The sequence below is a fragment of the Streptomyces sp. NPDC001700 genome, assembly GCF_053596435.1.
The window spans coordinates 1-8,714 of sequence record NZ_JBSFGE010000066.1; the positions used below are offsets into that span (position 1 = coordinate 1).

1 protein-coding gene is annotated in these 8,714 nt (G+C 69.7%); it reads right to left on the reverse strand.

Annotated elements, in window-relative coordinates:
* The coding region (locus tag ACWC5C_RS41890) for a type I polyketide synthase (RefSeq protein WP_450884591.1) at positions 1 to 8,714 on the reverse strand (8,714 nt) is incomplete at both ends.

Consider the following 8,714-nt stretch of genomic DNA (forward strand, 5'->3'; position numbering starts at 1 on the left):
CGATCCGCCACATCACACGCCGCAACCGTCACCCGGGCGCCCAGTTCGGTCAGCTCTGCCACCAACTCGGCCGCACCCGGCGCACCCTCACCACGACGGCTGGTCAGCACAAGGTGTTCGGCGCCATTGGCCGCGGCCCACCGGGCCACGTGGGTGCCCAACGCCCCCGTACCACCCGTGATGAGCACCGTGCCGCGCGGCTTCCACAGAGGCGAAACCGGCCCATCCACCGCGCGAGCCCGCAGCAGGCGCCGCCCGAACACACCCGAGGCGCGAACCGCCACCTCGCCCTCGCCCTCCACCAGAACGCGGGCCAGCCGCTCGCCGGTGGCCTCGTCCCACACCTGCGGCAAGTCGACCAGACCACCCCAGCGGTCCGGGTACTCCAGGCCGATCACCCGGCCGAGGCCGACAGCCGCCGCCTGTTCGGGACGCAGGGAGCGGTCACCCGCGTCAACCGCCACCGCGCCGGCCGTGACGAGCCACAGCGGGGCGTGCACCTCGGCGTCGCCCAGGGCCTGGGCGAGGAGCAGCGTGCCGAGGACGCCGGGCGGCATACCGGGGCCGGTGTGCCCGGCGAGAGCAAGCAGAGACACCACTCCCGTGATGGGAACGCGCGCGACAGTTTCGCGGATCCGCTTGGCGACCACATCACGCCCCACATCGCCGCCGCCCAGGGCCAGCACCACGACATCGGCACCGTGGGCCCGCAGGGCCTCCTCGACCGGGGCCGCCCGATTTCCCGTGGTCTGCTCCTCAGGCGTCACGACGAGCCAGGTACCGCGGAGCCCGGCCGCCGCGAGCCCTGTGAGCGGAGCCCAGCCGATCCGGTAGCGCAGGTCGTCCAAGGCCAGCTGCTCCCGACGCTCCTTCCGCCAGCTCGACAGGGCGGGCAGTACAGCGCTCAGTGGCTGCTCCCCGTCCACCTGCAGGGCCCCGGTGAGCGAGGCCAAGTCCTCGCTCTCCACCGCTGCCCAGAACGCCGCCTCGGTGTCGTCCTGGATGGCGGGGGGTGCCTGCTCGGCGGAGGTTTGCGGCCAGAAGTGCTGGCGTTGGAAGGGGTAGGTGGGCAGGGTGACGCGGCGGGCGCCGGTGCCGGTGAAGTACGCCGCCCAGTCCGGGGTCCCGCCCGCCACGTGCAGACGGCCCAGGGCCGTGGCCAGGGCTTCCGGTTCGGGGCGGTCCTTGCGCAGGGCCGCGATCAGCTGCGCGTCTCCGGTAAGGGACTCCTGCGCCATCCCGGTCAGCACACCATCCGGACCCAGCTCCAGGAACACGGACACACCCTGCTCCTCCAGCCAGCGCACCCCGTCCCCGAAACGCACCGCCGCACGCACATGCCGCACCCAGTACTCGGCGGATGCCACATCCGCCGACGCCTGACCGGTCACATTCGACACCACCGGGATCGACGGCCGCTCATAGGTCAGCGACTCGGCGACCTGGCGGAAGTCGTCCAGCATCGCGTCCATATGCGGCGAGTGGAACGCATGGCTCACCCGCAACCGCTTCGTCTTGAACCCCAGCTCCGCGAACACCGAGCCCAGCTCCACGACCACGTCCGCATCACCAGCGATCACCACCGACGACGGACCGTTCACCGCCGCCAGAGACACCTGACTCTCCCGGCCCTCCAGATACGGGGCCACCGTGGCCTCATCCGCACCCACCGCCAGCATCGCGCCACCCACCGGCAACGCCTGCATCAACCGGCCACGAGCCGCCACCAGCGTCACCGCATCATCCAGGGACAACACCCCAGCCACATGCGCAGCCGCCAACTCACCGATCGAATGCCCAGTCACGTAATCCGCATGGATTCCCCAGCTCTCCACCAGCCGGTACAGAGCCACCTCAAAAGCGAACAGACCCGGCTGCGTGAACTCGGTCTGACCCAGCAGCTCACCATCCTCGAACATCACCTCACGCAACGGACAGTCCAGCACCCGGTCGAACCCCGCACACACCGCATCCAGCGCCTCCGCGAACACAGGGAAGGATTCGTACACCTCCCGGCCCATACCGGTCCGTTGAGAACCCTGTCCCGAGAACAACACCGCCGTCAGTCCCGAGTCGTCCCGGGCCGCGCCCCGCACCACACCCGCGGCCGGAGCGCCTTCCACAACCGCGTCCAGGCCCCGCAGCAGCTCCTCCGGATCTGAACCGACCACCACCGCGCGATGCTCCAACGCCGCACGCGTCGTCGCCAGCGAGAACGCCACATCAACCGCCGAGAAATCATCAGCCAGCGCCGACCGCAGCCGCTGCGCCTGCACCCTCAGCGCGGCCTCCGACTTCGCCGACACCACCCACGGAACGACCACACCATCAGCCAGTGGAACGGAGACGACCGACGACGGTACGGAACTGGACTCGAGCCCCTGTTCCAAGACGATGTGGGCATTCGTGCCACTCACACCGAACGACGAGACCGCCGCACGGCGCGGGCGATCCACATCCGGCCACCCCCGCGCCTCGGTCAGCAATTCCACCGCACCTGCCGACCAGTCCACATGCGACGACGGCGCATCGACATGCAAAGACTTCGGCAGCTCTCCATGGCGCATCGCCATGACCATCTTGATGACGCCCGCCACACCTGCGGCCGCCTGCGTGTGCCCGATATTCGACTTGATCGACCCCAGCCACAACGGCTCCCCGGCCTCACGCCCCTGCCCGTACGTGGCCAGCAGCGCCTGCGCCTCGATCGGATCACCCAACCGCGTCCCGGTCCCATGCGCCTCCACCACATCCACCTCGGACGAGGCAAGCCGAGCACCAGCCAGCGCCTGCCGGATCACGCGCTGCTGCGACGGACCATTCGGCGCCGTCAGACCATTCGACGCACCATCCTGGTTCACCGCCGAACCACGCACCACCGCCAAGACCTCATGACCATTGCGCAGCGCGTCCGACAGCCGCTCCACCAGCAGCAGCCCGACACCCTCACCCCAGCCGGTCCCGTCCGCACCCTCCGCGAACGGCTTACACCGGCCATCCCCGGCCAGCCCACCCTGCCGACTGAACTCCATGAACGCACCCGGCGTCGACATGATCGTCGCGCCTCCGGCAAGGGCCATCGAGCACTCACCATTGCGCAGCGCCTGCGCGGCGAGGTGCAGAGCGACGAGCGAGGACGAGCACGCCGTGTCCACCGTCACCGCCGGGCCTTCGAGACCGAACACGTAGGACAGGCGGCCCGAGATGACGCTGCCCGCGTCACCCGTCGTCAGGTAGCCCTCGGCGGCGTCCTGCGACGCCTGATACAGGCCTGCTCCGTAACCCTGCGACGAGGCACCGACGAACACTCCGGCCTGGCTGCCGCGTACCGACGTCGGGTCGATGCCCGCATACTCGAGGGCCTCCCACGCCACTTCGAGCAGGAGCCGCTGCTGCGGATCCATCGCGAGTGCCTCACGCGGACTGATCCCGAAGAACACCGGGTCGAACTCGGCGGCCTCGTAGACGAATCCCCCGGCGGGTGAGAAGCCGGAGCCCGCGAGCGCCTCCAGGTCCCAGCCTCGGTCGGCGGGGAAGACGGAGAGCGCGTCGGATCCTGAACTCACCAGCTGCCACAGCTGTTCCGGGGTACGGACGTCACCCGGGTAACGGCAGGCCATACCGACGATCGCGATCGGCTCGTCGACAGCCGCTGTGCCCGACGGAAGGAGGCCGGAGCCGACAACAGCCGCTGCGGCCGTACCGGCGCCCACGACCTGCCCGCGCAGGTGCTCTGCCAGCACGGCCGGGCTTGGGTAGTCGAAGACGAGGGTGGCGGGCAGGTTGAGCCCGGTGCGGGCCCTGAGTCGGTTACGGACCTCCACCGCGGTGAGCGAGTCGAAGCCCATATCGCGGAAGGCCCGGCCCGCCTCCACGGAGTCGGCCGACGGGTACCCCAGCGCGCCCGCGGCTTCCGTTCGCACCAACTCCAATATGGTGCGGGCCTGTTCAGCCTCGGTCAGCCCTGCCAGGCGCCCCGCGAGATCCGATGTGCCATCCGCGACACCGTCGCGTTCCCCCTGCTCCGCCGCCACGGCCTTCGCCGCCTCGGGGATGTCGGAGATCAGTGGACGCGGACGGGCGGCAACGTAGCCGGGCACGAACCGTGCCCAGTCCACATCCGCGACCGCGACGAACGTCTCGTCGTGCTCCACCGCCTGCACCAGCGCCGACACCGCGAGCTCCGGCTCCATCGGCAACACACCACGCCGCCGCAAATGACGCTCGGCCTCCTCGGATGACGCCATGCCACCCTCGGCCCAGGCGCCCCAGGCGACGGAGGTCGCGGTCAGACCACGCGCCCTGCGGTCCTCCGCCAGCGCGTCGAGGAAGGCGTTCGCGGCCGCGTACGCACCCTGCCCGCTGCCGCCCCACACCCCGGCGTTGGACGAGAACAGCACGAACGCGTCCAACTCGGCCTCGCCCAGCAGTTCATCCAGGTTGCGGGCACCCGCCACCTTGGCCGCCACAGCCTCGGCGGACTCCTCGACATCGAGGTCGGACAGTGCACGGGTGTGGCTGACGCCTGCGGTGTGGATGACGGCGGTGGGCGGGTGCTCGGCCAACAGACCGGCCACCGCCTCGCGATCCGCCACATCACACGCCGCAACCGTCACCCGGGCACCCAGCCCCGTCAGCTCCGCCGCCAGCTCAACCGCACCCGGCGCCTCCAACCCCCGCCGACTCGTCAACACCACATGCCCAGCCCCATTCGCAGCAACCCACCGCGCCACATGCCCACCCAACGCACCCGTACCACCCGTGATCAACACCGTCCCACCAGGCGACCACGACCGCACCACCGGCACATCACCCAACGGCGCCCGCACCAAACGCCGCACGAACACCCCCGAACCACGCACCGCAAACTGATCCTCATCCCCACCCGCACCCGCCAGCACACCCACCAACCGACCAACCCCACGCTCATCCAACACCCCAGGCAGATCCACCAACCCACCCCAACGATCAGGATGCTCCAACCCCACCACCCGACCAAGACCCCACACCTGCGCCTGCACCACACCCGTCAACCGATCCGACCGACCCACCGACACCGCACCCCGCGTCACCAACCACAACGGCGCATCAACCCCGGCATCACCCAACGCCTGCACCAGACCCACCGTCCCCGCAAACCCAGCCTCCCCCAACCCCAACAACGACACCACGCCATCAACCGCCCCCACCCCGGACAAACGCCCCACCAACCCAGCCCGCGACACACCAGCACCATCAACCACCAAACTCACAACCTCAGCACCCCGCCCCTCCAACACACCCGACAACACATCACCATCCCCACCGGACGACACCACCAGCCAACGCCCAGCCAACCCCCGCGACTCCAACACCACCGGCTTCCACGACACCGAATAACGCCACTCATCCACCCGCGACCGGGCCTTCCGACGACGACGCCACGACGACAACGCAGGCAACACCACACCCAACGCATCACCCTCAACACTGAGCGTCTCGGCCAACGACACCGAATCCTCACGCTCCACCGCCGCCCAGAACTCCACATCCAGCGGATCAGCCACCACACCACCGACCTCACCCGCAGCAACACCCCTGTCCAGCCAGTAACGCTCGCCCTGGAAGGCGTACGTGGGCAGCGCCACCCGGCGTCCGCCAGCCAGCAGCGGCTGCCAGTCCACGGACAGACCCCGCACCCAGCCCTCGGCGAGCGAGGTGACGAACCGCTCCAGCCCACCCTCGTCCCGCCGCAACGAGCCCAGCACAGCCGCTTCCACACCGGCTTCCTCAAGCGATTGCTCCACGCCCACAGTCAGCACCGGGTGTGCGGAAGCCTCGACGAAGAACCGATACCCCTGCTCGGCCAGCGCCCTCGTGGCCTCCTCGAAACGCACCGTCTGACGCAGATTCGTGAACCAGTACTCCGCGTCCAAAACAGTCGTGTCCAGCCAGTCGGCCGTCACCGTCGAGAAGAACGGCACCTCAGCCGTACGCGGCTCAAGCCCCGCCAGAACCTCGCGAAGCTCAGCGTGAATCGTCTCCACCTGCGCCGAATGGGACGCGTAGTCCACCGGAATACGACGCGCCCGCACCTCATCCGCCTCACAGGCCGCCAGGAGGGCATCCAGCTCAGCGACATCACCGGAAACCACCACGGACGATGGCCCGTTGACCGCGGCCACCGACAGCCCATCCGTCAACCGCTCACGAACCTGCTCCACCGCCAGGGCCACCGACACCATGCCGCCCAGCCCCGACAGCGCCAGAATCGCCCTCGACCGCAGCGCCACCACCTTGGCCGCGTCCTCGATCGACAACGCCCCCGCCACACACGCCGCCGCGATCTCACCCTGCGAATGCCCCACCACAGCAGCAGGCTCGACACCATACGAACGCCACAGCTCCGCCAGGGACACCATCACGGCCCACAGCACCGGCTGCACGACATCGACGCGCTCCAACGCCTCCGCGTCACCCAGCACATCGAACAGCGACCAGTCCACATACGACGACAACGCGTCCGCGCACTCCCGCATCCGCTCCGCGAACACCGGCGACGACTCCAGCAGCTCAGCCGCCATCCCCACCCACTGCGACCCCTGCCCCGGAAACACGAACACGCTCTTGCCCCGAAGGTCCGCGACACCCTGAACCAGGGCGTCGTCCAGGCCGTCGAGGTGGGTCCCGAGGAACGCCACGCGGTGTTCGAGAAGGGCGCGGGTCTTGGTCAGGGAGTGAGCCACATCGAGGCGCGACAGTTCGGGGTGTGCGGTGAGGTGGCTGCGCAGCCGTTCAAGCTGCGCGGTGAGCGCGGGGGCCGTGCGAGCCGATACGAGCAGGGGCAGGACCGGGGAGTGCGGTTCGGCAACCGATTCGACCGGTGAATCCGCGGCTTCCGGGGGCGCGGCCACGCTGTCAGCGGTGGGTGCCTCTTCCAGCACGGTGTGCGCATTGGTGCCGCTCACGCCGAACGACGAGACCGCCGCCCGGCGCGGGCGGCCCGTCTCGGGCCAAGGACGTGACTCGGCGAGGAGCTCGACCGCCCCCGTAGGCCAGGCAACGTGGGGGGTCGGCTCATCGATGTGCAGGCTCTGCGGCAGTACGCCGTTCCGCATCGCCATGACCATCTTGATGATGCCCGCCACGCCCGCGGCGGCCTGCGTGTGCCCAATGTTCGACTTGATAGAGCCCAGCCACAGAGGGCGGTCCGCGTCGCGTTCCTTGCCGTATGTCGCGAGGAGCGCCTCCGCCTCGATGGGGTCGCCGAGCTGGGTGCCTGTGCCGTGCGCCTCCAAGGCGTCCACCTCGGACGCCTCGACGCGCGCGTTGGCCAGCGCCTGACGGATGACACGCTGCTGCGAGGGGCCGTTCGGCGCCGTCAGGCCGTTGGAGGCACCGTCCTGGTTGATCGCCGAGCCGCGGACCACCGCGAGCACCTCGTGCCCGTTGCGACGAGCGTCCGACAGGCGTTCCACCACGAGCAGGCCGACGCCCTCGCCCCAGGCCGTGCCGTCCGCCGCTGCCGCGAACGCCTTGCAGCGGCCGTCTGCGGCCAGTCCACGCTGGCGGCTGAACTCCATGAAGGCGGCCGGGCTGGACATCACCGTGACACCGCCGGCGAGTGCGAGTGTGCACTCGCCGGTGCGCAGTGCCTGGATCGCCAGGTGCAGGGCGACCAGGGACGAAGAGCAGGCCGTGTCGACCGACACGGCGGGGCCTTCCAGGCCCAGGGCGTACGCGACGCGGCCGGAGACGACGCTGGCCGCGTTGCCGATTCCGAGGTAGCCGTCGACGCCGTCGGGCACCGAGGTGAGGCCCGCGGCGTAGTCCTGACCGTTGGTGCCGGTGAAGACACCGGTGCGGGTGCCGCGCACGGAGAGCGGGTCGATGCCCGCGTACTCGAAGGCCTCCCAGGCCGTTTCGAGGAGGAGCCGCTGCTGCGGGTCCATGGCCAGCGCCTCACGCGGCGAGATGCCGAAGAACGCGGCGTCGAACGTGGCCACGTCGCTGACGAAGCCACCGTCGCGGACATAGGCGGTGCCGGGTGCGTCGGGGTTGGGGTCGTAGAGCCGTTCGAGGTCCCAACCGCGGTCGGCGGGGAACGGTGACATGGCGTCCGTACCGGAGGCGACGAGCCGCCACAGGTCTTCGGGCGAACCGACGCCACCGGGGAAACGGCAGCTCATGCCGACGATCGCGATGGGCTCGTCGTCCTGCCACGACATACCGCCCCGAACGGCCACGTCCGCGCTGTCGAAGGCCGCACCGATGAACTCCTCGCGCAGGTATCCGGCGAGGGCAGCGGCGGTGGGATAGTCGAAGACGACGGTGGCGGGCAACTGCCGACCGATGGTGGCACCGATCTGGTTACGGAACTCGAGGGCGGTCAGCGAGTCGAAGCCCAGCTCACGGAAGGCACGGTCGGGATCGATGGACTCGGGGCCCGCGTAACCGAGGACGGCCGCGGCGTGCGCGCACACCAAGCCGACAACGGCTTGCTCCTGTTCTGCCGCGGGGACCCCGTCCAGCCAGCGTGCGAGCGCGGAATCACTGCCGTCTGTGGTGACGTGTTCGCTCGGGCGTCGTACTTCCGGTATCCCGTCGAACAACGCGACACGCCCGCCGGTCCCGAACCGTTCCCAGTCCACATCGGCCACGGCCACGACCGCGTCACCACGGTCGACCGCCTGCCGCAGAGCCGCCAGAGCACGCTCCGGCACCAACGGCGACAG